Genomic DNA, 24,923 nt, shown 5'->3' on the forward strand with positions numbered 1-24,923 from the left:
GTGAAGTCCGCACCCGGTGAAGGGCGCGGACCCCAGCCGCGCGCACATACACGCGCGGTGCCATTCGAGTCAACCGAAAGACCGCATTAGATGCGGCTTCTAGCCGCCACGGCCATCCGGGTTGATCCGCAGATGCCGAACCGATTCCTCGGCGAACATCTCGTCCGCTTCACGTTCCAGGGCGTCGCGCTCTGCCCGGGTCATACAGACGCGGCGCGGGATCAACTCGCCGGTTCTTCGCTCGCTGCGGCAGATCAGTTCGTCCGGACTTCCGGGTTCGACTGCGGCATTCGCCGCGACCCGGTCATTCATCGTCATGCGATCCGGATCGCTGGCACAGGCTGCCATGATGGCGGCCAGGCCGGCCGCCACCAGAATTCGGGTTACAGGCATGTAGCAAACCTCCCTGTCGTGGTTTCTACGGTCCCTATTCCGGTGGCCGAGGCATGACGCCTTTCAGGCTGAATACGCTTACTGGCCGCCCGACGGATTGATCCGCAGGTTGCGGGCCGACTCGTCGCGGAAGGTTTCGTCCGCGCGGTCTTCCATGGCCTGACGCTCAGCGCGGGTCATGCAGACGCGGCGCGGAATCATCTGACCGGTCACGCGTTCGTTGCGGCAGATCATCTCGTCCGGGCTGCCCGGCTCGACATTGGCATTTTCGGCGACCATGTCATTCTGGCTTTGCGCGCCGTCATCAGTGGTGGCGCAGGCGGCGAGCAAGGCTGCGAGGCCGGCCGCGGCAAGAAGCTTGGTGATACGCATGAAATTCTCCCTCTTGGGACTGTCTGGTGGCCGGATCCCGGTCGGTGTCCGGCCGGCGAAAATCAACGACCGCCCGTGCCCGATGGGGTCGGGCCCTGGTCCGGCATGATGCGGTTCTGGGAGTCCTGCGCAGCCTGGCGCGCATTTTCCTCGATCAGCTCCCACTCGCGCTCGGTGCGGCACACGCGCTCGGTGAAGCGCGATCCGGTTTCCCGGATACGTTCGCAGCGCACGCGATCACCGGCTTCGTTCACGCCGGTCACAGTGCCCTCTTCCCGGGCCTGTTGATAGGACGTGCTATCGCCTTCAGTCGTCGCGCAGGCTGCAACCAGCAGTCCTGCCGCCAATACCACTACACGCATAAAAATTTCCCCTCGAACAATTGGCCGACCGTCACGATTGTGCAGCGCCGAAAACGCAACTCTAATCGCACGCAGCGGGCGGCGTCACCCGCAAAGGCAGACATGACGGGAAATTCATACTTCACGAAACCGTGAAGCGCCGAATTCTCCGTGCCCGGAGGGCGGCGATGGCGGTTTCAGCACCCCTGCGGCAGAGCCCGGTCGGGCAGCGGGCCGCAATCACGTGGCCAGCGGTTTTGCGAATCCGTCGAGGCTTGACGGGCATTCTCCTCGATCAGCTCCCACTCGCGTTCTGTGCGGCAGACGCGTTCGGTGAAGCGCGAGCCGGTTTCCCGGATGCGCTCGCAGCGCACGCGTTCGCCATCCTCGTTGATGCCGGTGACCCGGCCTTCCTCACGTGCGGCCTGGTAGGCGGACGTGGACTGTTCGGCGGTTGTGGCGCACGCGGTGAGCGCGAGCGCGGCGATGATGCTGACGCGTTTCATGTCCAGCCCTCGTGTTCAGCTCCTGACAGACCGGTCCCGCGTGCGACGCTACGGGGTCCGGTGCGGCGGCGCCATGGACACGGCCTTCACATCCGCGTGATGAAAGACGCAGAATGCGCAGTCAGACAGGCTTGATCGGCGCAAAACGCTTCTATAGGTTCCGCCGACCCCCCGCGGAGAGGTGCCGGAGTGGTCGAACGGGGCGGTCTCGAAAACCGTTGAGCGCGCAAGCGTTCCGAGGGTTCGAATCCCTCCCTCTCCGCCATGTATTTCCTGAAAATCAGAGACTTTCCCGTAACCGGGAAATTCCGCCGTGTTTCCGGCGGTTAGCGACGCGCTACGTCCGCAGAGACCCACCAGCTCAGCGAACATCGACCGAGAATACCCGACCGTCTCCGTTCGCGGAGATGGCCGGATCGCTTAGCGCCAATTTACAGGGAATTTACAGGGAATTTTGTGTTTTCGCCGGGCCCGTAATCCGCTTCCAGCAGCGAAGGACCCAAGCCACGCTGGCGATCCCGCGATCGCTCGCTCTGATCAGGCAGGGAATTATCAGGGAAATGCGATCGGCATTAGCGGCGTCTTAGTCGCCGAACCGGCGTTCCTGCTCGGCCCAGCTTGCCGGGATCTCGCCGTGGATCAGGGAATTGACCGAGAGGTCCGCGCGCTGCCGGCCTTCCAGGATGGCCGCGATGAGCTTCGGGGAGAGGAAGGCGAGCTTCATCCGCTTGCGAAGGGGGGCGGTCGACCAGCCCATTTCCTTGGCGATCTCGTTCGGAGACCGCCCCGCCTCGATTTCCTGGCGCCAGGTGATGGCACGGGTCACCTCGCGGGCAAGGACTTGATCGATCTCGGATGGATCAAGCCCGGTCACGATCTTCGCTTCGATGCCGCGACGCCTCAGCTGGAAGGCAGACCTGATGGTCGTGACCCCTTCATTGATCTCGGATTCTCCGACACCCAGTTGGTGGGCGAGCCCACCGCGGTTGATGTCGATTGTCATCTGACCCGGAACAATCATGACCCTAAGGACGAGCGCGCCAATGAAGCCGGACCGGTCTTGCTTCAGCAGGTCCTGAAGTGATTGGCTTGCCGCCGTGATGGCCTCCAGTCCAGCAGGGGTTGGTTTCTTGAGGAGGCGTGCGGATCCAGCCAGCTTCTTAATGTGGACCGCGATAGCATTCGCGACGGCGGATTCGAGCGCGATAGCCGGCAAGCGCCAGCCTTTCGTTTTGGTGGGCGTGCCCACCGAGGATTGATCAGTACGTTCCTTCTCGGTGGCCGCGCCCACCGACCGCGTGACCAGTTTACGCGAGACGTAGTAGCGCAGCCGCTTGCCACGGATGCTGGTGTGCGAAGGCGTTAGCCGGCCGCCGGTCTCGTCGAAGAGCTTGCCGCGAAGCGGGGAGCTTTCTCTTGGCGCTGTCTTGACCGGTGACCCGCGCGGTTTGCGCCTCCGGATGACGGCCTGGTCCTGGAGAAGGTCCTGGATGCGATGCCAATCGGCTTCCGCGATGATGGCCTCGTGCCGGCCTTCGTGGATCTCGCCCTTGTGCGCGATCTTCCCGGCATAAAGCGGGCTCGTCAGGATGCGGTGGATGTGGCCGCGCGAGAAGCGCCTTCCCCCGACCACGCGTCCATCTTTGAGCGTCCGCTTGGCGGTTCGGTGACCTTCGCGTTCAAGGCGCGCCTCGACCTCGCTTAAGCATCGGGTCTTCACGTAGACGCGGTAGATGTGTTTCACGAGGCTGGCTTCGGCCGGATCGATGATGAGGGATCGATCCTTTGCCCTGTATCCGAGCGGGACCTGGCCGCCCATCCACATCCCCTTCTTCTTCGAGGCCGCGATCTTGTCGCGAATGCGTTCAGCGGTGACCTCGCGTTCGAACTGGGCAAAGGAAAGAAGGACGTTGAGCGTCAAACGCCCCATCGAGGTCGAGGTGTTGAAGGCCTGCGTGACCGAGACGAAGGCGCATTGCCTCGCCTCGAAGCGTTCAACGAGGCGGGAGAAGTCGGCAAGCGACCGGGTGAGGCGGTCGATCTTGTAGACGACCACCATGTCGATCTTCCCCGCCTCGATATCTCCCAGGAGGCGTTCAAGCCCCGGCCGGTCGAGATGGCCTCCTGATATCCCGCCATCATCGTAGCGCGTGGGTAGCGGCTTCCACCCCTCTCCCTTCTGGCTCGCGATATAGGCTGCGCAGGCCTCGCGCTGGGCCTCGAGCGAGTTGAACTCCTGCTCTAGGCCTTCCTCGGAGGACTTCCGGGTGTAGATGGCGCAGCGGACCGTCTTGCGCTCGGTCATGGCGCCACCTCCGCTTTGTCGTCTCCTTTGCGATGAACAAGGCCGAAAAAGCGAGGCCCGGACCAGCGCGCCCCGGTGATGGCCCGGGCGACCGCCGAGAGCGAGCGATAGCGCTGGCCCTGCCAGACCGCACCGCCATCGACGATGTCGACCGTGTGCGAGATCCCGTTCCACTCCCGCACGAGCCTGGCGCCGGGCTTGAGGCTCGCAGAGGCCGGCGCTGTCACGCGTCCCATTGCGGCCTGCTTGAGGCGCCGCCGGGTCGAGGTGTCATAGCCCCCAATCGCCTGGGCCTGGATATGCCAGGCGAGGACGCGCACCAGCATCTCCCGGCTGATGCGCCGCGGGACGGGACGCTTCATCACCTCGCGCCAGACCGGGAGCAGCGCCTCGCGCGAGCCGGATTCCAGCTCGGCGAGGCGTGCCTTCAGGTCGAGGGAAGCGGAGATTGCCATCAGCTCGCCGAACGCGCCGCTTCGCCGGTGATCCGGTAGAAGGTCCGCGGCGGCGTTCCCGTCTTGGTCTTCTCGAAGGGATAGCCGGCCTGCTTAAGACGCGTCAGCGCGGCACGCACCGTGTGGGTCTGCCAGCCAAGCTTTTCAGAGAGGGCGGCGACATCAGCGCCCGTCTTGGTCTTGAGGAGGGCGATGAGCTGGGCCGACTTGGTGACTACCTTCGTCTTCTTCGCCTGGGTCTTCGCTTCAGTCATGGGTTTTGCCTTTCTCGTGTTTGAGGAGCGGGTAAGCCCCTACTGACACGAGCCCGGCAGTGGCGGGCGGCGTCGATGACTGACGCTTGCGCGGCGCGCGAAGTCCAGTCGTTTCTACGAATTGAGATCAGTCGAGGTTGGCGACGAGCCGCCGGATCGCGCGAACGGCGGATCTTGCTCGTTCGAGGTGGATCTCGATCTGGGAGACGAGCAAGTCGATCTTCGCCTTGCCTAGACCGATGGCTTGTCCATCAGAGGCGAGGCCGGCCGCGTCTTCGAGCGCGGCGGTCAAATCAGCGAAGCGTTTCTGGACGTGATCGGCCATGCCTCCACGGAAGGTGAAGTCCGGTCGATCAGTCCATTGGAAAGACGCTGGTCCGATTATTCACCAGACCTGCATCGAGCCTCCACACGAGGTTGATTGATGGCTGTGGGTTATCGCGTAGTTGAGGTGTTGGGTCATCGCATCGACCTGGTCGTCATGCTTCCCGTTCGGAAAATTGCAAACTTCAGCGCGGAAGTTCTTGAGCCAAGGAGCGCTTTCGGGAAGCCAAACCTTGCCGGATTCAATGAGGTTCACGCATGAGAGTGCCCTCGACTGCTTGTCCTGTGCAGCGGTGACGGTCTTCAAGTATCCCCGCATCTCACTGCGCAGCGACTGGTAAAGCGACGTCCCGCTTCCCGCGTCTTCCACGAGGATCCTGTCAGGACGCCATTTCTCCTTGAGCTGGCGAACAAGCGCCAACAGGCCCGGCATCTCCAATTTCGTCCGGACGAGATCAATGAGATAGTGATCATCCCGAAACTCGCACCAGACCTCAGCAACCGTATAGTCGTTGTCCGGGCCGATCTTGATGCCGGTGTCGATCGAGATCGTAATCCACCCGGATTCAGGAGCCGTCTTGTAGGTCTTGAACCACTCCTTTCGGAAAATCGCGTTCGCGTCGGGTTCAGGGTTCTGCTGATACTGGGCAGCGAACATCGCTGTCCCCATCTCGTTTTTGCGGTTCTTGATCCAGTGCTGGTCAAATCGCTCGGGATCAAGAACTTCACCCTTCTGGCGGTTAATCATCCGGCCGCTCAAGAGCTGAAACCTCTCCGTTTTCGAAGCAATCAGGGGGAGGCTCAACTCGGTCCAACGGCCGGTTTCCCGAAGAAAGGTCGTGATGTCTTCGACGTGAAGGCGCTGCATGACCACGAGAATGGCGCCGGACTTGGGATCGTTCAGCCGGGTCGAAACGGTTGAGCGATACCAGTCGACAATTCGCTGTCGTGCTTCGGGGCGCAGCGCGTCCTCAGCCTTGATCACGTCATCAAGGATGATGAGGTCTCCGCCGATGCCCGTGAGGAGCCCTTCGACCGACGTGGCGCGGACAAAGCCGCCGAGCCGCGTCTCGACCTTATCGGACTTGTCGGACTTCAGTGCGGCCTCTGAAAAGCACATCTGAAACCATTCAGCAGACAGGATCTTCCGAACGCCAGATAAGTGCTCTCTCGCAAGCTCCATCGAGTAGCTCGCGATGATGATCTTCGCGCGTGGGTTTCGCGCAATCCTCCAGGCCGAGTGAGCGGCCGTCAGTACGAATGATTTCCCCGAGCGAGGCGGCGCATTCACATAGCTCTGACGATAGTCCGGATCGCCTTGCTCGATTCGCATGACGTGATTGGCAAGGACATCGAGATAGGGGGCATGTGACCAACTCCCGTCCGGGTGGATCTCGTTCGCTGCCCTTTCGAGAAAGAAGTCGAACCTCTCCCTTAAAGCCAAGGCGAAAGTGCCGACGGTATAGAGGTTCGTATCGGTCATGGCGCTTCCCCCTCTTCGTCGGAGCCGCCGCTTACATCGGATTCGGCTTCACCCGACCGATGTTCGGATCGCTTCGCCTCTGCGGTTTCGCGCTCGAGAAACGCCTTGAAGACGTCCTTCAGCGAGGGGGAAAGTTCGCGGGACTTGTCCGACGCCTCCCGGAGCGCGTCGATAGCGTCGAGCTCCATATCCAATTTCAAAATGAACTCGGTCGCTTTCCGGTCCCCGCGCGCGGCCTTTTCGATCAGGCGCTGAATCAAGATCTCACGCGTCGACTTGGTCGTTTCGACACCCCGCTGGCTTACGGGGAACTCGACATCGAGGAGGCGCCGCAAAATGCTGCCCACATTCTTCGAACCTTTCGGCCGGCCCTTGGGATTGCCCGATTGGCCGGGTTGGAAGCGGCTATGACGGGGCGGCTGTCCGTAGCCGACCGGTTCTTCGTCCGAGTTCGGATTATCCGTCATCGCGCGCCTCCGTCACACGGCGCTCCGCGATCGCGTCAAAGTTCTCATTCGTTTCAAGGAGGCGGGGGATTTCCCCGGTCTCGGCGCGAAGGCGGCGCAGCGCGACGTCGGCGTATTTCGGCTCATACTCGACGCCAACGCCGACCCGGCCGGTGCGCGCAGCGGCCACAATCGTCGAGCCCGACCCCGCAAACCCGTCAAGGACGAGGTCCTTGCGCTTGGTGACATCGAGGATGGCATCGGCCAGCATGTCGACCGGCTTCACCGTGGGGTGATCGGCAAGCGCTTCCTCGCGGCCCTCGCCGAAGGCGTTTACGCCGGAATATTGCCAAATGTTGGTGCGGTTCCGACCATGCCGACCGAGTTCGACATTGTTGACGTGCTTGCCGCCACCCTTCTTGTAGATCGCGCAAAGTTCGTGACGGGACCTGTAAAGGGAGCCCATGCCGCCATTCGACTTGACCCAAACCGCCAGGTTGATGGGCGTCAGGCTGAGCCGAAACGCCGCCCGGTTGAGCTCGAAGGCATGACGCCAATCGATGAAGCTGTAGGCCAGCCCACCATCCACGAGCGCGCCGAGCTGGGGGGTCAACGTTTCGACCAGGAAGGTGATGAATTCTTCCTCGCTCATCTCGCCAGATGCGAAGGCGAATTCGTCGTGGCCATTCGCCTTGTTCGGACGGACATGACCCTTGATCCGGACGTTGTAAGGCGGGTCGGTCAGAACCATCCGGACCGAACGTCCACCGAGAACCCGAGCGAGAAGATCAGGCTCGCGGATGTCGCCGATGCCGAGGCGATGGGGTCCAATCACCCAAACATCGCCAGGGCGAGAGACCGGCGGGGCGACGTTGCCACCTTCACCCGCTTCGTCTCTGCCTCCACCGTGGTCGACGGCCAAATACTGGTCCAAGATCGCGGTCTCGAAACCGAGAAGTTCGAGATCGAACTCGGCCACCTCGAGCTCGGACAGTTCGACGCGAAGGAGATCAAGATCCCACCCGGCCCGGGCGGCGATCTGGTTGTCAGCAATGACGAGGGCCCGGACCTGCTCCGCGGTCAGGTGCGACAGCCGGATGATGGGAACGACTTCAAGCCCGAGCTCGCGCGCGGCCATCAGGCGGCCCGCGCCGGCGATTACCTGGTTCTCGTCATCGACAAGAAGCGGCGTGGTGAAGCCGAACTCGGTGATCGACCGCTTCAAGAGGTCGATCTGTTCCTTCGAGTGGGTACGGGGGTTGGTGGTGCGGATGGTGAGGGAGTTGAGCGGAACGTCTTCAACTCGAATCGTGATTTTCTGGTTCATAGACGCCCCCTCCTTTCGTTGGGGCGTCCCTTAGAAAATACAAAAAATCCCGCTCCGCACTGGATTACTTTTTACCGGACTTTTTGGGCCTCGATTCACGTTCCGACCTTAGCTTCTTTGCGGCCTTTTTCATCCATCCGGCGATCTGTTGGTCGGTGTATTTTTCATCAACGAGCTTCATGATTCGCGTCACAAACATTCCCGCCTTCGAAGACGGTGCGCCCGCGAGGTCAGGCGAATAAGTCACAGGTTCGCCAGAGTATTGCTCCCAAACCCGGCACAAGCGTTCCACGGTCTCGAGTGCGGCCATTCGGGGCGCAATTCCCCGCGATTTCGTTTTCGCCGAGTTGCCCGCCTTTTCGAAGACTTCGAGCGCCCATTCGAAGGTTCCAGGTTCTGCATGCCCTATAAATGAACGTCGGACCGGTCCACGGTCGCACTTCTCTGGATGTAGGAGATCGCACACCTTGGCGTAGAGCTTGTCTTCAGTATTTCTGCCCAAAGCCATGAGATTGAGCTCGATCCAGGTCGCGTCCTCTGCAATCTGAGTGATTCGCTCAAGGCGAGACTGTTCAAGATCGGGCTCGCTCGCGCACTTCGCTTCGTACAGGAGCGACTTGGCTCGATCGGCGACAGCCCTGCAAGCGTGGATGGTCGGCAGATAGATGCCGATGGCGTTCTGACTGAGTTGAAGGTCTCGGGTCAGGAGCTGACGGTCTCCCTCATCAAGTTCCCCGAGGCATTTCAAAATCGATGACGCAGCGCTGGAAACTAGGTGGAGCGCGACATTCTGGCTTTGGAGGCCGTGCTCCCGGCCAGGCTGTTTGCTTGAGTGCTTAGCGTCTCTCTCGTAGGCCTCCTTACGACCATAACCGACGATGTGACCGACGAGATCGAGCAATTCTCCGTCTGGGACAAGGCCCGACATGGCAAGCGACAACCCAATCTGTCCTTGCACGTTCGCCAGCTCGATTTCCCCGTCGGCGTCGGGCCAAGGATCAAAATTGATCGGCGGCGAGCTGAAGTCGTCGAGATCGGGGTTGGCGGGCTCGGGAGGCATGGGCAATTCCAGAACAAAACAAAAACATCTACTGGATACCGCCCAAGCCGTCGGTGAGTCAAACTTGGCGCGAAGGTGCCTCACGGATCATCGGTTTTCAGTCAATGCCAAACAGAATCGTGAGCAACCTCTTATCGCTCGTTTGGGTTCGATTTGTCGCCTCCGGACCATTCGCCGCTGCCGGGTTCATTGACGATGTTTCAAGTGCCGTTCATGGTCTCGCACGTCGTCACATTCACGGGCGTCCCGCTCTGTCGGGTCGCTCGCCGAATAGAACACCCGACCAAAGAGCGGACTGATCATCTGCTTTTCGGGAAATACGCGAGCACACACGTAGCCCGTGATGTGACGACCGGCCCGACGCCAGGGCCGAGCCTCAGGCCTTGGGGGACGGTCGTCATGCTTCTTGAATTCATCGATTTCTGTGGTGAGTGCTGGGTGACTCGATGAAGCCCAGGTCCATCAGTATTTTTCTGCCCGACGGTGATCCTGACAGCTTTCGCACTGCCCAAATCGCCATGTCGACCATTCACGCCATGGCCTTTCGGCGCAGTCAATGGAAAGAGGCAAGGGGTCTCTTCGACGAGCTCGGTCGGCCGGGTGTCTACATTCTCATCGGCGATTTGGATCCTGATGATGGAACTCGCCGCGTCTACGTTGGGGAATCGGAGAATGTTTCTGCCCGCATCAACAAGTACGCCTCGGCTCGAGGGGGCAACGACCTACATCCCTTTTGGTCAGACACAGTCGTACTTACGAGCAAGGATCAAAGCCTCACGAAGTCCCACGCCCGGTACATTGAAGCGCGCTTGATCGGCGAAGCGTCTGGGAACCCGCGGTGGCGAGTCGCAAACACTCAAGGACCGGAGTTCGCTGGCAAACTGCCGCTTGTCGAAGCGGCGGCGATGGAAGAGTTCATCGATCAAACGAAAACACTATGCGGAGCGCTGGGTTTCGATGTTTTCAAAATCACCGCTTCTTCGGCGTTGGGGAATATTCATGGGCCGGAAAACTGCTTTACCATGAGCGGTAGCGGGTACTCCGCGCGCATGAAACTCGCTGCGGACGGTGAGTTTTTAGTGCTAAAAGGTTCAGTAGCTCGCGCCACTGAGAACGCGTCGCTTTCGGCGGGCGTGAAGGCTACAAGAAATCTTTTGATTGAACGTGGAATTCTGACTGAGGACCAAGGCGGTTTATCCTTCGCCACAGACCAAGCATTCCCCTCCGCCACCGCAGCTGCTTCGGTCGTTTACGGTGGTAGTATCAACGGTCGTGCCGTTTGGAAAACAGCTGCTGGAACCAACTATGGTGATTGGGAAGCGGAGAGAGCCGAAGAGTTGGACTAGGTCCCTTCTGTCTACGGCCAGCCGAACTGGTTGCAAGCCGAACAATCATCCTTTCTGAGTGGTGATTAAGCTAGGAAGACGGAGCGTGCTTTTTTGTTCCTTCGCAAAATACGAATAAGAACGTCTTGAGATCGGACTTGATCTCAAGATCCAGATTCGAGTCACTTTCTTCATCTAACGTTGATGGCAAGACGGGTGCAGACCGAGGTCGAAAATGCCGCCCGATTTCAGTTTAAAAACCATTGAAAATTTAGGGAAACGAGCGGCTTTTCTATGCTCAAACCCCGATTGCCGGGCTATGACTGTCGGCCCGAACTCCAAGGCAAATTCGTCAACGACAATCGGTGAAGCCGCGCACATTTGCGGCGCCCGGCCGTCGAGCGCTCGTTATGTGTCGACGATGAGTGATTTAGCTCGTGCGGAGATCACCAACGCGATTTGGCTTTGCCGCAACTGTCATAAGAAAATTGATGGCGACGCAGATTCCTATAGCGCTGCCCGATTGTTTTCTTGGCGGGAAGAACATGAACGCTACGTAACAAACAAGCTCGGTACAGTAGCGGATCGGGCTCATCTCAAAGCCCGAGACGACGAGCTTTTTCAGTTCGACGCTTATCCGCCTATTATCAAACTGACCTGCGACCCTGTCGTCCCTCGTTTATTTTGAGAGTCTGAGCCTTTCATAGGGCATGGGTTGAGGTCTGGCGAGCGCGCCGGGAGCGGAGCTCTCGGATAGCTCGAGCGACCGGCGCGCTGCGGGCGTTAGCCCGCCCAAGGATGAGTGGGGCCGGTGGTGGTTGTAGTCGTGCCGCCAGCGCGCGAGCACCTGGCGGGCGTGAGCAAGGCTGTCGAACACCTCTTCGTTGAGGCACTCGTCACGGAGCTTGCCGTTGAAGCTCTCTACGAAGCCGTTCTGCTGGGGCTTGCCCGGCGCGATGTAATGCCAGGCGATGCCAGTCTGGTTCTGCCATTCGAGGATGGCCCGGCTGGTCAGCTCACTGCCATTGTCCGAGACGATGGTCTCGGGCTTGCCATAGAGCCGGATACAGCGGTCAAGCTCTCGGACGACGCGTGCGCCTGACAGGGAGGTGTCCGCCACCAGCGCGAGACATTCCCGCGTGTAATCGTCGATGACACCCAGCATCCGGAAGCGCCGCGCAGGCGCGTGAGGCAGTCACATATAATTCAAGGGGCCGTGAATCGCATTCACCCTCATTGGGGGAGTATTTCTAGCGTTAGACTGGCAAAACAGTCGACGTGCCCTCCCGGAGACTGAACTGATGACGAAGGGGTTATCGTGACGAGCAATGCGAACGCGCGGGAATTTCTCGATTATTATCTCGGTCTAGATGGTGACCCTGAGTTCGCGGTGCTCCTCGAAGGTCCTTGGGGATCCGGCAAGAGCCACTTCGTCGAAACCTATTTCCGCGACCGCTTTGCGGAAGCAAGAAAGACGGATGCGGAGTCTAAGGATCCGCTGATCCATGTGTCGCTGTTCGGCATTCGCGAACTTTCCGACATCACGACCCAGATGTTCGAAAAAGCTCATCCGGTACTTGGTGGCAAGGCGGTCAAGCTGATCAACAGCGTCGGGTCCAAGCTCGGCGGGCTTGTCGGCTTGAGCCTCGACCCAAAAGAAAATGCTGCTCTGCTCGAAAGCATGACGCTCAATCTCAAAGACCGAATCCTAGTCTTTGATGATCTCGAACGTTCGCCGCTGCCGCTGGTCGAGGTGATGGGTTTCATCAATCGCTTCGTTGAGCACTACAAGCTCAAGGTGATTGTCGTTGCCAGCGAGGACGACATCACTGAAGGGCAGAAGAATGAGTACAAGGGACGCAAAGAAAAACTGGTGGGGAAGACCATTAAGGTCGGCTCCGATCCGGGCGAGGTGCTGGATGCGTTCACAAGTCGGCTGAAGATACCCGAGGTGCTGAAGGCGGTCGCCGTCAACCGTGATCGACTACTCACCACATTCGCTGCCTCTGGACGCCCGAACTTCCGCAGCCTGCGTGCTGTGCTCCTGGATTACGAGCGTATCGTAACCCTTGTGGACCCCCGGTTGAGCGAGAGCGAAGATGCCATGGGCCAGCTTCTGCTCCACATGGTCGCTCTCGGCGTCGAGTTCCGCAGCAATGCCCTCGATGATAATGCGCTGCGCAACCTTCAAATCGACATCCGGCTGCGATTGAAGTCCGGTGCCGGTTCAAACAACGATACCGATGCGCAGAAGCGGGCGTCGGATCTACGAATGCGCTATAAGCATGTCGCGTTCGACGATCCGATCATCCGCCCCGATCATCTCGCCGACCTCTTCTCCAGCGGTACTGTCGATGTCGTTAGAGTCAACGAACATATCGCGCGACATCCCGCTATTGTCGGTTATGCTGAAGTGCCGGCATGGCGTTTCATGTGGAGCTGGTACGATCATCCGGAGAGTGATTATCGCGCTGCCCGGGCACGCTTCGTCGACGACCTTGCCAAGAGAAAGATCACGCACCCTGGGCAGATCCTGCACGCCGCCGGTAGCGCCATCCGGCTCAAGAAATTTGGCGACGACCTTCTCGACGGTCGCACGGTAGAGGACTATTTCACTGAATACTTGGCCGATCTCGATACGACCGAAACGCTCGAGACAGCTCCCGATCTATTCGGACACGCTGCGGGCTCCTACGCGGGCTTGGGTTATAACGAGGCGGATACGCCTGAATTCGCTTCAATACGCGCGCTCGTGAAGCAAGCAGCGCAGCGCGCGCTCGAAAGAACGATGAAAGCCAGCGCCCCTATTCTACTCAAGCGACTGCAGGACGATTCCGAAGACGCGCAGATGCTGCACAAATGGGGCCTGGATAACGGCAATTATGCGGGGGTTGCGATCCTTCACCACATCGTGGTCGCTGATTTTGCTGATCTCGTGCTGATCGATGGTAAGCCCAACGAACGGCTTTTGAGGGCACTCAGGGAACGACACCAGCAAAGCCATGATTCTGCGTTGGACCTGGAGATTCCTTGGCTCGAGCAGCTGCGTGTCGAGCTGATGAAGCGGGCGGAGAAGCTGTCTCCGCCATATCGTAAATTGTCTGAAATGCGTCTCGAATATTGGTTCCGGGAGCACGCGGAGCGATTCGCCAGCAGAGAGGCATAGGCGCATAATTTTCATTATGTGTCCCCGGAGGGTCACTTGTTAGAAAAGTTCTACAACGGTGAGGTGATGGGCGCGTGCAGTCAGTGAGTGATGTCGCGATTATAAATTCAGCCGATTTCGTTCATTCGTTGAGTCCTGATATTAAGTTGCGAGTGCATCAAGAACGGGACATTCGGGCACTTGTTTGCCTGAGCATTGAGCCGCTGTAGTTGCGAGCACTTTTTCGATGCGCTTTAGATCCACGATCTTAGCCCGCACAGCGGCAAGATGTTGCTGTGTCACCGCCTTTACTTCTGCACAAGTTTGAGTGCCTCGATCGACAAGGCGAAGAAGTCCGCGCAGTTCCTCGATGGAGAAACCGAGTTCCCGGCCACGCAGGATGAAGCGCAGACGCGCGACGTGGGCTTCGTCATAGACGCGGTAGCCTGACGCCGTGCGCGGCGGCTCCGGCATCATGCCGATCTTCTCGTAATAGCGGATGGTCTCCAGATTGCAGCCCGTCTGCCGCGCAAGCTGCGCGCGCTTCAATCCCTTCCCGGAACCGTGATCGCTCATAGTGTCGAAAACCGTCTTGAGCCTGTAGCTGCTACAGACCTTATCTTCCTTTCAGCACGAAAGCGAGGATGACGACGCATGAGCACGACCGAAGCGGAAGCCCGGCCATTGCGAGTTGAGAACCACGCTGAAGACCGGAAGCAGAAACTCTTTGCGGCTGGCGGCGTGGTCGGGGCCATTCTGGCCTCGACCTGCTGCGTGGTGCCGCTGCTGTTCGTCATACTCGGGATTTCCGGGGCGTGGATCGGCAACCTGGCGGCGCTGGAGCCCTACAAGCCGTACTTTGCAGGCGTTGCTCTGGTCTTCATCGGCCTCGGCTTCCGGCAGGTCTACTTCAAGGCCAAGCCCGCCTGCGTGGAGGGCAGCTATTGCGCAAAGCCGCAGTCGGCCGTCATCACCAAGACCGCTCTTTGGCTCTCCGCCGTCATCGTCCTGCTCGCGTTGACCATCAACTGGTGGGCGCCACTTTTCTACTGATCCCAAAAACAGGAGCAACTTCCGTGAAACGATCCCTTATCCCCGCCGCCGCCGCCCTGCTGGTCCTCGGTGGAACCGGTTGGGCAGCCGTACCCGCCGCGACCTCCGCCGCCGCCCAGTCCGCTTCCCAACCGGTGGCGACCGCACAAACCGCCACTTTCGCTATCGACAACATGACCTGCGCGCTCTGCCCGATCACCGTCAAAAGGGCGATGGAGGGGGTTGCCGGCGTGCAGTCGGTGACCGTTGATTTCGATGCCAAAACGGCGACGGTGGTTTTTGACCCATCGGTCACGAGCGTGGACGCCATCGCCGCCGCGTCCACGAATGCGGGCTATCCGGCCTTGGTCCACGGCTGAGCCAGATGAGGGACGCCACGATCATAATTGGCACGTCCATTGCCGCCATCTGCTAAGCGAGTCCCCTGCTGGTCATTGCCCGTGGTGCGCTTGGACCGTCGGCCTGGGTGAGCGGGCTGGATTTCATGCCGCAGCCCGGGCTCGCCGACTTCGCCGGTCTGACAGCCTAAGGCCAGTGGCGGCGCAAGCGCGCAGCGGCCTGTTGCGATACAAGCCCTCAGACAAACAAGGAAAGAGCCTGACATGGCGGACTGCTGCGTCCCGACCAAATCATCCAAAGCGACCTGCGACGTCGCCGTCATCGGCGCCGGCTCGGCGGGGTTTTCCGCCGCCATCACCGCCGCCGAACAGGGTGCCAACGTAGCGCTGATCGGCCATGGCACCATCGGCGGCACCTGCGTCAATGTCGGCTGCGTACCCTCCAAGACCATGATCCGGGCCGCCGAGGCGCTGCATGGCGCGCGGGCGGCGGGGCGCTTCCCGGGTCTGACCGGAGACGCGCAGGTGAATGACTGGCGGTGTCTGATCACCGCCAAGGGCGACCTCGTCTCGACGCTCAGGCAGAAGAAATATGCGGACCTCCTGCCCGAATACAACACCATTACCTATCTGGAAGGTGAGGCCCGGCTGAACGGGGCCGGAGTGATCGTCAACGGCAATGCCATTGCCGCCGGCAAGACCATCATCGCCACGGGCGGGCGGCCCGCCGTGCCGCCCATTCCCGGCATAGACAAGGTGAACTACCTGACCAGCACGACGCTGCTGGAACTGGAAAACCTGCCCGAGAGCCTGATCGTCATCGGCGGCGGCTATATAGGGGCCGAACTCGCCCAGATGATGGCGCGCATGGGTGTGAAAATGACGGTGATCTGCCGCTCCCGGCTGCTGCCGCAGGTGGAGCCGGAGATCTCCGCAGCTCTGGCGGACGCGTTCCGGGCCGAGGGCATCAGCCTTCATAGAGGCATCGCCTACGATGCCTGCCATGAAGACGAAAGCGGCGTCACTGTCTGCGTCAAGAAGGGCGGCAGGCTGATCGAGCTGACGGCCGAACGGCTTCTGGTCGCGACAGGGCGCACGCCCAATACCGAAGCACTGGGCCTCGCCGACGCCGGCATTGAGCAGGACAATCGCGGCGCCATCGTCGTCGATGACCGGATGCGCACGTCCAAGTCCGGCGTCTACGCCGCCGGCGACGTGACCAACCGCGACCAATTCGTCTACATGGCGGCCTATGGGGCCAAACTCGCCGCTCTCAACGCGCTTAACGGCGACAGCCTCGCCTACGACAACCGCGCCATGCCGTGGGTCGTGTTCACCGACCCGCAGGTGGCGGGCGTGGGCTTGAACGAAGAGGCGGCGAAGGCCGCCGGTCACGCGGTCAAGACCTCCGTCCTGCCGCTCGACGCGGTGCCGCGCGCGCTGGCCGCCCGCGACACGCGGGGGCTGATCAAGCTGGTGGCCGACGCCAGGACCGACTGCCTGCTCGGTGGCCAGATCCTTGCCCATGAAGGCGCTGACAGCATTCAGACACTGGCCATGGCGCTGAAGTTGGGCATGACCGCAAAGTCGCTCGGTGAGACGATCTTTCCGTATCTCACCACAGTGGAAGGATTGAAGCTTGCCGCCCAAACTTTCGACAAGGATGTAGCAAAGCTTTCCTGCTGTGCGGGTTGAGCTCTAAATCAAACGAGCTCCGAGTGGCGTGGACGGATGTGTTGACCGACTTTCCTAGTTTCCTTGGGGGAGGAAATTTAGCAGGGAAGTTTGCAGTTCCCTTTGAAACGAAAAGGGCGCTCTTACTGGCTGGCTAACGTTGCGGCCTCCACCGAAGTCTGACAGTCGCAGCACTCCCGTTGATGTTCCGATTGGAATAGTTGACGCTTAGCGCCAACGATCAGCTTCCGGGGACGGTTTTTCATTCGGTTATGTAAGAGATCAAAATTTGGTACACGGCAGTTCCGATTGTCAATTTACAAAAAAAGTATAATTGACGCGAGGTTCGGTCGAGACGAACCGTCTAGCTCCAATGTCGTTCGAGCGTGATTTGCTCTCGAAAATCGAAACTGGAGACCCGCCATGACCTCCCCCAAACGCTTCCTGTTGGCTCTCACGCTTGCCGGTTTTGTTGCCGCGCCGGCGGTGGCCGCGAACGACATGTGGTCCGTCGATGACCATGCGGAACATGAGGCTTTCATCAATGCCGCTGTCAGCCTGAGCGAAGCGATCGCCCTTGCTGAAAGCGAGACAGGCGCTCGCGCCATTTCGGCTGAATTCGAGAAAGAGGACGGGCAATTCGTTTTTGCCGTTGAACTGCTCGACAGCAATGGCCGCGAGATCGAAGTCCTTATCGACAGCGCAGTTCTGCGAGTGATCGAAATCGAGGACGATGAACGTGATTCCGGAGGCGACCGCAGCTGACGCAGCACCACCGGTGCGTATCCGGCGGTTTCCTGAACGTCCCCCCCGCGGTATCGCCGGATACGCCCTCTCTCGCTAAGTTGATCTCATGAAACTCCTGCTCGTCGAAGATGACGCTGTAACACGCGATTACGTCCACGCCGGTCTGATCGGCGCGGGCCATTCCGTCGACGTCACCGATGATGGCGTGGACGGGTTCGCGCTCGCGCGCCGCGGCCAATATGACGTGATTATTCTCGACCGGATGGTGCCGGGTATGGACGGATTGTCCATTCTCAAGGCGCTCCGGGCCAGCGGAGAGCAGACGCCAGTGATCTTCCTGACCGCTGTGAGCGGTGTTGACGACCGTGTGTTGGGGTTTGAGGCGGGAGCGGACGATTACCTCGTCAAGCCCTTTGCGTTTTCCGAACTGGCCGCTCGGCTGAATGCACTGGGACGACGTCCCGGCCTGTCGAGCGAGGCGGTCAAGCTTGTGGTGTCTGACCTGGAGATGCACCGACCTTCACCAGGGCATCGTCTGGGGCACCCAGACCGAGGAGACCCGCAAGGACGAACGGCTGATCAACCGCTTCGACTTTGACGGCGATTACGGCACGGTGCTGAACCGCTTCCTGATGCAGGCCGCCGTCGGCCACCCCCTCATCGTTCACGGCACGGGCGGCCAGACGCGCGCCTTCATCCACATCCAGGACACGGTGCGCTGCATCCAGCTGGCGGTTGAGAACCCGCCAAAAACCGGCGCGAAGGTCCGCATCATGAACCAGATGACCGAGACGCACCGCGTCCGCGATCTGGCGCGGATGATTGCCGGGATGACAGGCGCAGAGATCGCGAACCTGCCCAATCCGCGCAACGAGGCCGACGAGAACGACCTCCATGTCGAGAACGACACCTTCCTGTCGATGGGCCTGAAGCCGATCACGCTGGAAGCCGGCTTGATGGAAGAAGTGACGGATGTCGCACGCAAATACGCTGACCGTTGTGACCGCTCGAAGGTCCCGTGCGTGTCCTACTGGAACGAGACGCGCAAGGCGGACCAGAGCCCGTCACCGCTGAAGGCGGTGTCCTAGGACATTTCAGATGCTGAAATCCTGCCAAGTGACCACCCGACCATCAGCTGACTTTGAAGGTTTGCCAGCAGGTCATTAGTTGCGTATCGTTCGCACTTGGGAGTGTTTCGTGGTCCGACTGATTGTCAGCATTATCATCCTGACCGTGGCCCTTATGGGTCCCGGAACGATGTCTGCTGCCCACGCGCATTCGGAAAACGTCGATACCGGCCATGCGGCCTCCCTGCGGCATGCTGAAACGCATCACGAGAAGCAGATCGGTTCGGACGAAGTCGATACCGATACGCTCGGAGCCACGCGTGCGGCGCATTTTCATGTTCACGTCCTGAGCGATGTCGTGCCGCATGTCATTCAGGGCGGCTGGATGGTTGCAAGGAATCGCGAAGCCGCAACCCACGCGCTCTTTTCCCCGAATGCGCCGCGCAATGCTGGCCGCCAGGCACTGAAACGGCCACCCCGGCTCCTCTGATCTGAACCGCCCGGCGTCGACGCCGGTTTGTTTTCGTTCAGTCAGCAGGAATCTACATGAACATCGTCAAACGGGCGCGTCTGTGCGCCCTGCTGGGTGCGGTATCCCTATCGGGGCCGGCCCTTTCCCTGGAAGAACCAACTTCCGGGTTCGATCGCGAAGCCGCGGTTTCGCTTGCCCTTGCCAATGCGCCCGGAATCGAAGCGGCCGCGCTGGAAGCCGAGGCAAGCGGCGCCCTGATCGCAGGTGCCGGCCTCCGGCCCAATCCCACGCTCGAGATTGAATCCGACACGATCGCCGGAACGGCCGGAAACTATCTTCTCAATGCCGGCGAAACGTCGGTCGCCCTTTTGCAGCCTTTAGAACGCGGCGGGGATGCGGAGGCGCGCGTTCGTCTTGCGCAACGCGAGTTCGGTGCGGTGGCATTGGCACAGTCGAGCCTCGAAGCGGACCTGGTCCGCGATGTCGAACTGGCCTTCGTCGCGCTTCAGGCGGCTACGGCACGCTTCGAAGTCGCGATCGGCCGCCGGGAGGCGGTCGCGTCATTCGCTGAGGTGGTGGAACGCCGTGTCCAGGCCGCCCGGGACCCCGTGATGGCACGAAGCCGTGTGGCTGCACGTCTTGCTGAAGCTGAAATAGATGTCCAGGCGGCCCGCCGGGAGGTTTTGCGCCAGTCTTCCGGGCTTGCATCCTATTGGGCGGCTTCACAAGCACCTGCTGTAGAACTGGAGTCATTCTTCACTCGCGGCGAAGCGCCAGCGCCAGGACGGGCTCTGGAGACAGCCGACCTTCGCCGATTGCGCGCCGAGCGCGACATTCGCGACGCTAGGCTGCAAGTTGAGACCGCTCGTGCCATCCCCGACGCGACAGTCGGCTTGACCGGGCGGCATCTTGCCTCAACCGATGACCTCACCGTCGGATTTCGTTTCGCGATCCCGCTTCAGGTGTGGAATGCCAATCGGGCCGAGATTGAAAGCGCCCGGATCGCAGCGCAGGCCACAGACGCCCGGATATCGGCCGCCCTTCGCGACTGGGAGCGCAATGAGGAACTGAACCGGTCCCGGCGGGTCTCGGCTGCTGAAGAGGTTCTGTCGCTTGAGACAACGGTCATCCCGACCCTGGAGGAGGCGCTCTGGTCGGCAAGGTCCGGGTATGAGCGCGGCGTGTTTTCAATCCTCGACGTGTTCGATACCCAGCGCGCCCTTGCCGACGCGCGCTCGCGCCGTGTCGATGCTCTCCAGGCGCTCCACGAGGCCGACATTCACCTTCTTCGACTTTACGCCAGCCCCCGTCCAGCCGGCCCGCAACAGGACTGAATGCAATGATTAAATCCTTTCACTTTCTTATGCCGCTTGTCGCGGCACCTGTGCTGGCTCTCGCGGCTTGCGGAACCGATAACCCGTCGAGCAGTGACCCAGACCATACTGCGATTGGTGCGTCAGAATACGAACGGGGCCCTCACAATGGCCGGATGCTGCGCGAGGGACGCTATGCACTGGAACTGACGATCTTCGAGCAAGGTGTCGACCCGGAATTCAGGCTCTACGCCTATCGGGACAACGCGCCGATCGACCCGCAAACCGTCAATGCCAGCATCACGCTGTCACGACTGGGTGGGCGCGACGATGAGTTTACCTTCAGGCCCGTGCAGGACTATCTCCGCGGCGATGGAGTCGTGACCGAGCCGCACTCTTTCGAGGTCCATGTGCGAGCCGATTTCGGCGACACAGTTGGTGAATGGTCGTTCGAGTCCTTTGAAGGTCGCACGACGATCTCCCGTGCTCAGGCCGATGCTGCCGGAGTGGTCGTGGAGCCTGCTGGACCAGCAAGGCTTGAGCAAACCACAAGTGTTTACGGGGTGATCGAACTTCGGCCCGAAGCCCATGCCGAGATCCGCGGCTGGTTGCCAGGCCGGATTGTTTCGCTGAACGCCACGATCGGCGACCGGGTCACCCAGGGACAGACCTTGGCCCGGATCACCGCCACCGACAGCCTTCAGACCTACTCGGTCACATCGCCGATCAACGGCATCGTGATGGCACGTCCAGCAACGAATGGCGGCCCGACGGGCGATGGTCCGCTCTTTGAAATTGCCGACCCAACCCAGCTTCATGCTGAACTGTTCCTGTATCCTGGCGACATGAGCCGTATTGCTGCCGGTCATCCTGTCACCCTGACCAGCGTCGACGGCCAGCGGACCTTTGAAGGAGAGATCGAATTCATTTCTCCAGCAGTGGATCCCGTGAGCCAGCGCGCCATCGCGCATGTTCATCTCGATAATCCCGACGGTGTCTGGAGAGCCGGTGAGGCGGTGGAGGCCGCCATTGTGACCGGGGTTGCCGAGGTTCCGCTCGCCGTACGAACAGACGCCCTACAGCGTTTCCGCGACTTTACCGTCGTCTATGCGCGTGTCGGCGACACCTATGAGGTGCGGATGCTCGAACTCGGGCTACGCACGCCGGAAATGACGGAAGTCCTCGGCGGGCTCGAACCCGGTGAAGCCTATGTCTCGCAGAACGCCTTCCTGATCACTGCTGACGTGCTGAAGTCCGGCGCCAGCCACGACCATTAGGATCAATCATGCTCGAAACCATTATCCGACAATCCATCCGGTATCGCTGGCTGGTCCTGGCTCTGGTGTTCGCACTGGCCGCATTGGGGATCTGGAATTTCAACAAACTTCCTATTGATGCCACGCCGGACATCACGAATGTTCAGGTCCAGATCAATATGGAGGCACCGGGGTTTTCCCCGCTTGAAGCAGAACAACGCCTGACCTTCCCTGTCGAGACGGCCATCTCGGGTGTGCCCAATCTCGCCTATACGCGTTCGATATCTCGTTATGGCCTGTCGCAGGTCACGGTCGTTTTCGAAGACGGGACCGACATCTATTTCGCCCGCCAGCTGGTGAATGAACGGCTTCAGGCCGTGAGTGGCCAGCTTCCCGAAGGGGTGACCCCCGAATTGGGTCCGATCGCTACCGGGCTTGGCGAAATTTTCATGTACACAATCGAGTCCGAGCCCGGAGCCACCCGTGATGACGGGTCTGAATGGACCGCCGAGGACCTCAGGACGCTTCAGGACTGGGTCATCCGGCCACAGCTTCTGCGTACCCCCGGGGTGGTGGAGGTGAACACCATTGGCGGATTCGTGCGCCAGTATCACGTGACGCCGCGACCGGCCGACATGGCAGCTCTAGGCCTCACCTTCGACGACATCACCGCGGCGCTCGACAACAACAACGCCAACTCCGGTGCCGGATTCATCGAACACAATGGCGAGCAGCTTGTCATTCGCTCGCCTGGCCAGACGCGGACAATCGACGAACTGAGATCAGTCGTTGTTGCCAATCCAGGCGGCAGGCCGGTCCTCCTCGGCGACATTGCCGATGTCTTGCTTGGAGAGGAGATGCGTTCAGGCGCCGCCACCGAAAACGGTGAAGAGGTGGTGCTCGGGACTGTCTTCATGCTCATGGGCGAGAACAGCCGCGAGGTCGCCCGAGCCGTCAGCGAGAGACTGGAAGAAGCTGCCCGCGCCCTGCCAGACGGGGTTCGAGCCGTTGAAGTTTATAACCGGACGGAATTGGTCGACCGGACGATCGAGACGGTCGAGAAAAATCTCGTCGAAGGCGCGCTCCTTGTGGTGGTTGTGCTGTTTGTGCTGCTTGGCAATGTCCGGGCCGCAATTCTGACGGCACTCGTCATCCCGCTATCGATGCTGATGACCATTACCGGGATGGTCGAGAACCGCGTGTCGGGCAATCTAATGAGTCTCGGTGCGCTCGACTTTGGCCTGATCGTCGACGGGGCCGTGATCATTGTCGAAAACTGCCTGCGGCGTATCGGGCACCGGCAATCGGAGCTTGGCCGCCTTCTCACCCGCGATGAACGGTTTGCCGAGACAGCTGCTGCTGCGGCCGAGGTGATCAAGCCGTCGCTATTCGGGGTTCTGATCATCACCCTTGTCTATGTCCCGATCTTTGCCCTGACGGGTGTCGAGGGGAAAATGTTCCACCCCATGGCCTTTACCGTGGTGTTCGCATTGACGTCAGCGATGTTGCTGTCCCTGACGTTCGTCCCGGCTGCCGTGGCGATGGTTGTGCGCGGCAAGGTCGAGGAAAAGCCGAACGTCGTCATTCGTAGCGCATCGGCGATCTACCGGCCTGCGCTCGACTTCGCTCTGCGGTTCCGCTGGGTCGTGGTGGCGGGAGCTGTGGCGCTCGTCGCTTTAGGGGGAGTTGCTGTTTCCCGGATGGGAACCGAGTTCATTCCCCAACTCGACGAAGGGGACATCGCCCTTCACGCCTTGCGCATTCCGGGAACCAGTTTGAGCCAGGCCCTGACCTTGCAGGTCGCGCTGGAAGAACGGATCCGGGAATTCCCTGAAGTGGAAAGGGTGGTCTCCAAGATCGGTACTGCAGAAGTGGCGACCGATCCGATGCCGCCGAGCGTGGCAGACACCTTTATCCTGCTGCGTCCCCGGTCCGAATGGCCGGACCCAAGACGCTCGCGCGATGATCTTGTCGCGGAACTGAACAGCGCAGTTCAGGAAATTCCAGGCAACAACTACGAATTCACTCAGCCGATCGAGATGCGGTTCAACGAATTGTTGTCAGGCGTTCGAGCCGATGTCGCCGTCAAGGTTTTCGGCGACGATCTCGACGCCTTGCTGGAGATCGGCGAAAGGCTCGAAGGGCTGATCGAAAGCGTGCCAGGCGCCAGCGATGTTTCTCTCGAACAGGCCACCGGTCTGCCCATGCTGCAGATCGAGCCGCGCCGGGACGCCCTTGCGCGATACGGATTGAGCGTCGATGACGTCCAATCGGTGGTCCGCACGGCACTCGCGGGTTCCCCTGCCGGCCAGGTGTTTGAAGGCGACCGGAGGTTCGACATTATCGTCCGGTTGCCGGAGTCGGAACGCACCGATATCGATCGCCTGGGCAGGCTCAACATTCCCTTGCCCGGCAGCCGGACGGGACCCGACGGCTTTATTCCCCTCGCCGAAGTCGCGGACATCACCCTGACAATCGGTCCGAACCAGATCAGCCGGGAGAACGGCAAGCGGCGCATCGTCGTGACGGCCAATGTTCGCGGTCGCGACCTCGGATCCTTCATCGCCGATGTACGCAGCCGGGTTGAGCAGGATGGCGATATACCTTCGGGTTACTGGGTCGAATACGGAGGGACGTTCGAGCAGCTCATCTCGGCAGCGAACAGGCTGAGCCTGGTCGTACCGATCGCCTTGGGTTTGATTTTCCTGCTGCTGCTGGCCCTATTCCGGTCCGTTTCCGATGCGGCGATCGTCTATTCGGGGGTGCCGCTGGCCCTTACCGGGGGCGTTGCAGCGTTGTTGTTGCGGGGGTTGCCGTTATCAATCTCCGCCGGCATCGGCTTTATCGCCCTGTCCGGCGTCGCGGTGCTGAACGGCGTGGTGTTGCTGACCTTTATCCGGGCCCTCATGGACAGGGGTACACCACTCGACACCGCGATCCGCGAAGGTGCGATGACACGCCTGCGGCCGGTCCTGATGACCGCTCTTGTTGCCAGCCTCGGTTTTGTGCCGATGGCGTTCAACGTAGGTCCAGGCGCGGAAGTACAGCGGCCGCTTGCGACCGTCGTGATCGGCGGGATCATATCGTCGACCATTCTAACGCTGCTCGTGGTCCCGGCCTTGTTCAGAATCGTCCGAGGAATGGTGACTGCACGGCGGGCCGTGGTGGAAAGACCGGCATGATTTGGGCCGCCATCAAGGCTGTGATCTCGGGCATTCTGATCGCGGCCATATCTGAAGCCGGCCGCCGCAATGCGGCGGGCGGCGC

Annotated in this window: 26 protein-coding genes, 1 tRNA gene and 2 pseudogenes; 15 read left to right on the forward strand and 14 right to left on the reverse strand. The window is 60.6% G+C overall.

The genetic code is table 11. From position 1 onward, the window contains the following. Nucleotides 1–99: 99 nt before the first annotated feature. The 4 genes from ACFOOR_RS05765 to ACFOOR_RS05780 form a co-directional block, all read right to left on the reverse strand. Complete coding sequence (locus tag ACFOOR_RS05765) at nt 100–393, reverse strand: hypothetical protein (protein WP_343165372.1); 294 nt, start codon at nt 391–393, stop codon at nt 100–102. Between the two features lie 78 nt (nt 394–471). Continuing rightward, a complete protein-coding gene (locus ACFOOR_RS05770) occupies nt 472–765 on the reverse strand; it encodes a hypothetical protein (RefSeq protein WP_343165373.1) in 294 nt (97 codons plus the stop codon). Nucleotides 766–827: 62 nt separating this feature from the next. Continuing rightward, a complete protein-coding gene (locus ACFOOR_RS05775; protein WP_343165374.1) occupies nt 828–1,127 on the reverse strand; it encodes a hypothetical protein in 300 nt (99 codons plus the stop codon). Between the two features lie 176 nt (nt 1,128–1,303). Further along, nucleotides 1,304–1,612: a hypothetical protein gene (locus ACFOOR_RS05780; protein WP_343165375.1), complete on the reverse strand. Its 309-nt coding sequence runs from the start codon at nt 1,610–1,612 to the stop codon at nt 1,304–1,306. A gap of 175 nt (nt 1,613–1,787) precedes the next feature. Between ACFOOR_RS05780 and ACFOOR_RS05785 the strand changes: the two genes are divergently transcribed. Next, nucleotides 1,788–1,877, forward strand: a tRNA-Ser gene (locus ACFOOR_RS05785). A gap of 318 nt (nt 1,878–2,195) precedes the next feature. Here the strand turns inward: ACFOOR_RS05785 and ACFOOR_RS05790 are convergent. The 8 genes from ACFOOR_RS05790 to ACFOOR_RS05825 form a co-directional block, all read right to left on the reverse strand. Continuing rightward, the gene (locus ACFOOR_RS05790) at nt 2,196–3,917 is read right to left on the reverse strand and encodes a recombinase family protein (protein WP_343165376.1); all 1,722 of its coding nucleotides are present in this window, start codon (nt 3,915–3,917) and stop codon (nt 2,196–2,198) included. Further along, the gene (locus tag ACFOOR_RS05795; protein WP_343165377.1) at nt 3,914–4,372 is read right to left on the reverse strand and encodes a DUF2924 domain-containing protein; all 459 of its coding nucleotides are present in this window, start codon (nt 4,370–4,372) and stop codon (nt 3,914–3,916) included. The genes ACFOOR_RS05790 and ACFOOR_RS05795 overlap by 4 nt, the downstream gene beginning before the upstream one ends. After that, on the reverse strand, nt 4,372–4,626 hold the full coding sequence (locus ACFOOR_RS05800; protein WP_343165378.1) for a DUF3489 domain-containing protein: 255 nt from the start codon (nt 4,624–4,626) through the stop codon (nt 4,372–4,374). Before ACFOOR_RS05800 ends, ACFOOR_RS05795 begins: the two co-directional genes overlap by 1 nt. A gap of 127 nt (nt 4,627–4,753) precedes the next feature. Next, nucleotides 4,754–4,951, reverse strand: coding sequence for a hypothetical protein (locus tag ACFOOR_RS05805; protein ID WP_343165379.1), 198 nt, complete (start codon nt 4,949–4,951; stop codon nt 4,754–4,756). Between the two features lie 60 nt (nt 4,952–5,011). After that, complete coding sequence (gene terL / locus ACFOOR_RS05810) at nt 5,012–6,433, reverse strand: phage terminase large subunit (protein WP_343165380.1); 1,422 nt, start codon at nt 6,431–6,433, stop codon at nt 5,012–5,014. Continuing rightward, entirely contained in the window at nt 6,430–6,900 is a 471-nt protein-coding gene (locus tag ACFOOR_RS05815) for a DUF5681 domain-containing protein (RefSeq protein ID WP_343165381.1), read from the reverse strand. The genes terL and ACFOOR_RS05815 overlap by 4 nt, the downstream gene beginning before the upstream one ends. Further along, on the reverse strand, nt 6,890–8,206 hold the full coding sequence (locus tag ACFOOR_RS05820; protein ID WP_343165382.1) for a site-specific DNA-methyltransferase: 1,317 nt from the start codon (nt 8,204–8,206) through the stop codon (nt 6,890–6,892). The genes ACFOOR_RS05815 and ACFOOR_RS05820 overlap by 11 nt, the downstream gene beginning before the upstream one ends. Nucleotides 8,207–8,270: 64 nt before the next feature. Next, nucleotides 8,271–9,266 carry a hypothetical protein gene (locus ACFOOR_RS05825; RefSeq protein WP_343165383.1) on the reverse strand — a complete coding sequence of 332 codons (996 nt, stop codon included), beginning with the start codon at nt 9,264–9,266 and terminating at the stop codon, nt 8,271–8,273. A 446-nt stretch (nt 9,267–9,712) separates the two neighbouring features. Between ACFOOR_RS05825 and ACFOOR_RS05830 the strand changes: the two genes are divergently transcribed. Both ACFOOR_RS05830 and ACFOOR_RS05835 read left to right on the forward strand, forming a co-directional pair. After that, nucleotides 9,713–10,612 carry a GIY-YIG nuclease family protein gene (locus ACFOOR_RS05830; protein WP_343165384.1) on the forward strand — a complete coding sequence of 300 codons (900 nt, stop codon included), beginning with the start codon at nt 9,713–9,715 and terminating at the stop codon, nt 10,610–10,612. A 214-nt stretch (nt 10,613–10,826) separates the two neighbouring features. Further along, nucleotides 10,827–11,279 (forward strand): hypothetical protein, encoded by a 453-nt coding sequence (locus ACFOOR_RS05835; RefSeq protein ID WP_343165385.1) that lies wholly within the window; start codon nt 10,827–10,829, stop codon nt 11,277–11,279. Here ACFOOR_RS05835 and ACFOOR_RS05840 read toward each other — a convergent pair. Further along, nucleotides 11,271–11,768, reverse strand: a pseudogene (locus ACFOOR_RS05840) (integrase core domain-containing protein); the annotation flags it as partial. The gene ACFOOR_RS05835 and the pseudogene ACFOOR_RS05840 sit on opposite strands and share 9 nt — an antisense overlap. A gap of 141 nt (nt 11,769–11,909) precedes the next feature. On the opposite strand from ACFOOR_RS05840, the gene ACFOOR_RS05845 reads away from it, so the two are divergent. Beyond that, nucleotides 11,910–13,757, forward strand: a complete 1,848-nt coding sequence (locus ACFOOR_RS05845; protein WP_343165386.1) for a P-loop NTPase fold protein — start codon at nt 11,910–11,912, stop codon at nt 13,755–13,757. A gap of 141 nt (nt 13,758–13,898) precedes the next feature. On the opposite strand, the gene ACFOOR_RS05850 is transcribed toward ACFOOR_RS05845, so the two are convergent. Then, entirely contained in the window at nt 13,899–14,312 is a 414-nt protein-coding gene (locus tag ACFOOR_RS05850; protein WP_236956571.1) for a MerR family transcriptional regulator, read from the reverse strand. A 78-nt stretch (nt 14,313–14,390) separates the two neighbouring features. On the opposite strand from ACFOOR_RS05850, the gene ACFOOR_RS05855 reads away from it, so the two are divergent. The 11 genes and pseudogenes from ACFOOR_RS05855 to ACFOOR_RS05905 all read left to right on the forward strand — a co-directional run bounded on the left by ACFOOR_RS05855 (nt 14,391) and on the right by ACFOOR_RS05905 (nt 24,838). After that, on the forward strand, nt 14,391–14,789 hold the full coding sequence (locus tag ACFOOR_RS05855) for a mercuric transporter MerT family protein (RefSeq protein ID WP_236956570.1): 399 nt from the start codon (nt 14,391–14,393) through the stop codon (nt 14,787–14,789). Nucleotides 14,790–14,812: 23 nt separating this feature from the next. Continuing rightward, entirely contained in the window at nt 14,813–15,148 is a 336-nt protein-coding gene (locus ACFOOR_RS05860) for a cation transporter (protein ID WP_236956569.1), read from the forward strand. Between the two features lie 107 nt (nt 15,149–15,255). After that, nucleotides 15,256–15,318, forward strand: coding sequence for a hypothetical protein (locus ACFOOR_RS05865; RefSeq protein WP_236956665.1), 63 nt, complete (start codon nt 15,256–15,258; stop codon nt 15,316–15,318). A gap of 73 nt (nt 15,319–15,391) precedes the next feature. Further along, nucleotides 15,392–16,822, forward strand: a complete 1,431-nt coding sequence (gene merA / locus ACFOOR_RS05870; protein WP_272906960.1) for a mercury(II) reductase — start codon at nt 15,392–15,394, stop codon at nt 16,820–16,822. Nucleotides 16,823–17,224: 402 nt separating this feature from the next. After that, nucleotides 17,225–17,566, forward strand: a complete 342-nt coding sequence (locus tag ACFOOR_RS05875; RefSeq protein WP_236956568.1) for a PepSY domain-containing protein — start codon at nt 17,225–17,227, stop codon at nt 17,564–17,566. An 88-nt stretch (nt 17,567–17,654) separates the two neighbouring features. Continuing rightward, complete coding sequence (locus ACFOOR_RS05880) at nt 17,655–18,146, forward strand: response regulator transcription factor (protein WP_236956567.1); 492 nt, start codon at nt 17,655–17,657, stop codon at nt 18,144–18,146. Continuing rightward, nucleotides 18,055–18,636: pseudogene (locus ACFOOR_RS05885) on the forward strand (NAD-dependent epimerase/dehydratase family protein); the annotation flags it as partial. The gene ACFOOR_RS05880 and the pseudogene ACFOOR_RS05885, both read left to right, overlap by 92 nt. 109 nt (nt 18,637–18,745) lie before the next feature. Then, nucleotides 18,746–19,105 (forward strand): hypothetical protein, encoded by a 360-nt coding sequence (locus tag ACFOOR_RS05890; protein WP_236956565.1) that lies wholly within the window; start codon nt 18,746–18,748, stop codon nt 19,103–19,105. Between the two features lie 56 nt (nt 19,106–19,161). Then, nucleotides 19,162–20,421 (forward strand): TolC family protein, encoded by a 1,260-nt coding sequence (locus ACFOOR_RS05895; protein WP_236956564.1) that lies wholly within the window; start codon nt 19,162–19,164, stop codon nt 20,419–20,421. Nucleotides 20,422–20,426: 5 nt separating this feature from the next. Further along, the gene (locus tag ACFOOR_RS05900; RefSeq protein ID WP_236956563.1) at nt 20,427–21,677 is read left to right on the forward strand and encodes an efflux RND transporter periplasmic adaptor subunit; all 1,251 of its coding nucleotides are present in this window, start codon (nt 20,427–20,429) and stop codon (nt 21,675–21,677) included. A gap of 8 nt (nt 21,678–21,685) precedes the next feature. Further along, nucleotides 21,686–24,838 carry an efflux RND transporter permease subunit gene (locus tag ACFOOR_RS05905; RefSeq protein WP_236956562.1) on the forward strand — a complete coding sequence of 1,051 codons (3,153 nt, stop codon included), beginning with the start codon at nt 21,686–21,688 and terminating at the stop codon, nt 24,836–24,838. Nucleotides 24,839–24,923: the final 85 nt, after the last annotated feature.

Origin of the sequence: Hyphobacterium vulgare, from assembly GCF_042643335.1 — a bacterium.
Lineage (GTDB): Bacteria > Pseudomonadota > Alphaproteobacteria > Caulobacterales > Maricaulaceae > Hyphobacterium > Hyphobacterium vulgare.

What these genes read in the sequence shown, in the direction of transcription:
- ACFOOR_RS05875 (WP_236956568.1), top strand. Translation starts at nt 17,225, where the DNA reads ATGACCTCCCCCAAACGCTTCCTGTTGGCTCTCACGCTTGCCGGTTTT.
- ACFOOR_RS05800 (WP_343165378.1), bottom strand. Translation starts at nt 4,626, where the DNA reads ATGACTGAAGCGAAGACCCAGGCGAAGAAGACGAAGGTAGTCACCAAG.
- ACFOOR_RS05905 (WP_236956562.1), top strand. Translation starts at nt 21,686, where the DNA reads ATGCTCGAAACCATTATCCGACAATCCATCCGGTATCGCTGGCTGGTC.
- ACFOOR_RS05770 (WP_343165373.1), bottom strand. Translation starts at nt 765, where the DNA reads ATGCGTATCACCAAGCTTCTTGCCGCGGCCGGCCTCGCAGCCTTGCTC.
- ACFOOR_RS05775 (WP_343165374.1), bottom strand. Translation starts at nt 1,127, where the DNA reads ATGCGTGTAGTGGTATTGGCGGCAGGACTGCTGGTTGCAGCCTGCGCG.
- ACFOOR_RS05895 (WP_236956564.1), top strand. Translation starts at nt 19,162, where the DNA reads ATGAACATCGTCAAACGGGCGCGTCTGTGCGCCCTGCTGGGTGCGGTA.
- ACFOOR_RS05825 (WP_343165383.1), bottom strand. Translation starts at nt 9,266, where the DNA reads ATGCCTCCCGAGCCCGCCAACCCCGATCTCGACGACTTCAGCTCGCCG.
- ACFOOR_RS05815 (WP_343165381.1), bottom strand. Translation starts at nt 6,900, where the DNA reads ATGACGGATAATCCGAACTCGGACGAAGAACCGGTCGGCTACGGACAG.
- ACFOOR_RS05850 (WP_236956571.1), bottom strand. Translation starts at nt 14,312, where the DNA reads ATGAGCGATCACGGTTCCGGGAAGGGATTGAAGCGCGCGCAGCTTGCG.
- ACFOOR_RS05790 (WP_343165376.1), bottom strand. Translation starts at nt 3,917, where the DNA reads ATGACCGAGCGCAAGACGGTCCGCTGCGCCATCTACACCCGGAAGTCC.
- ACFOOR_RS05855 (WP_236956570.1), top strand. Translation starts at nt 14,391, where the DNA reads ATGAGCACGACCGAAGCGGAAGCCCGGCCATTGCGAGTTGAGAACCAC.
- ACFOOR_RS05830 (WP_343165384.1), top strand. Translation starts at nt 9,713, where the DNA reads ATGAAGCCCAGGTCCATCAGTATTTTTCTGCCCGACGGTGATCCTGAC.
- ACFOOR_RS05880 (WP_236956567.1), top strand. Translation starts at nt 17,655, where the DNA reads ATGAAACTCCTGCTCGTCGAAGATGACGCTGTAACACGCGATTACGTC.
- ACFOOR_RS05805 (WP_343165379.1), bottom strand. Translation starts at nt 4,951, where the DNA reads ATGGCCGATCACGTCCAGAAACGCTTCGCTGATTTGACCGCCGCGCTC.
- ACFOOR_RS05900 (WP_236956563.1), top strand. Translation starts at nt 20,427, where the DNA reads ATGATTAAATCCTTTCACTTTCTTATGCCGCTTGTCGCGGCACCTGTG.
- merA (WP_272906960.1), top strand. Translation starts at nt 15,392, where the DNA reads ATGGCGGACTGCTGCGTCCCGACCAAATCATCCAAAGCGACCTGCGAC.
- ACFOOR_RS05820 (WP_343165382.1), bottom strand. Translation starts at nt 8,206, where the DNA reads ATGAACCAGAAAATCACGATTCGAGTTGAAGACGTTCCGCTCAACTCC.
- ACFOOR_RS05795 (WP_343165377.1), bottom strand. Translation starts at nt 4,372, where the DNA reads ATGGCAATCTCCGCTTCCCTCGACCTGAAGGCACGCCTCGCCGAGCTG.
- ACFOOR_RS05780 (WP_343165375.1), bottom strand. Translation starts at nt 1,612, where the DNA reads ATGAAACGCGTCAGCATCATCGCCGCGCTCGCGCTCACCGCGTGCGCC.
- terL (WP_343165380.1), bottom strand. Translation starts at nt 6,433, where the DNA reads ATGACCGATACGAACCTCTATACCGTCGGCACTTTCGCCTTGGCTTTA.
- ACFOOR_RS05765 (WP_343165372.1), bottom strand. Translation starts at nt 393, where the DNA reads ATGCCTGTAACCCGAATTCTGGTGGCGGCCGGCCTGGCCGCCATCATG.
- ACFOOR_RS05835 (WP_343165385.1), top strand. Translation starts at nt 10,827, where the DNA reads ATGCCGCCCGATTTCAGTTTAAAAACCATTGAAAATTTAGGGAAACGA.